Annotated in this window: 1 protein-coding gene; it reads left to right on the top strand. The window is 46.5% G+C overall.

Features of this window, described 5'->3' with window-relative positions:
* Positions 1 to 106 precede the first annotated feature (106 nt).
* Positions 107 to 648, top strand: a 542-nt coding sequence (locus tag A3751_RS18650; protein ID WP_156492619.1) for a DUF6279 family lipoprotein, incomplete at its 3' end; no start/stop codon positions are given.

Here is a 648-nt window from a genome sequence, read left to right as displayed (position 1 = left end):
CGCAATCATCAGATTTTCGCTCATTCTGTTGCTGAGTTTCTCCGTCAGCAGTTGCTCTACCTTTAGCTTTTTCTTTGAACGATTGCCTTGGTTGAGTTCTTGGCAAATGTCCAGAATGTTTGATTTGACCGATGAGCAAGAGGTTCAGGTTGAGCACGTTGCCGAGCAGATGAAAATTTGGTTTGAAGAAGAAGGGTTCCCGCATTTGCTTGTTGATCTCCAAGCAGCGAAGCAAGAGTGGAGCGAGAGTGCTTCTTCAGAGCAGATTAGCGATCTGTTCGATACCTTGGAGTTTCACAATGCGAAGTTTCTCAATGAGCTCGCACCGCGACTTGCCCCTGTTGCTGTTGAACTTGGAGAAGATAACTTGTCTGCTTTTGGTGCGTATATCGATGATAAATCAGAAGATTGGTTCGAATCGCTTGAGAGCGAAGAGGATAAGGAGGACTCTCGTATCGAACGTCTGGAAAACTGGTTTGGCGATCTAAATGACGTGCAGGTTGCCATGGTGCGTCGGAATGTTCAGTTGCTGAAGAATGAGCGAGACGTAAGGGTTGAGAATACACGGCATTGGGTTGGCGAGTTTAACTCGAGTATTCTTAAGCAGCAGGTGTCGGTTATCGAACCCTGGATTCGAGATCCATCAAT

The sequence above is a fragment of the Oleiphilus sp. HI0080 genome (assembly GCF_001635135.1).
This window is presented reverse-complemented; position numbering and strand designations above follow the sequence as displayed.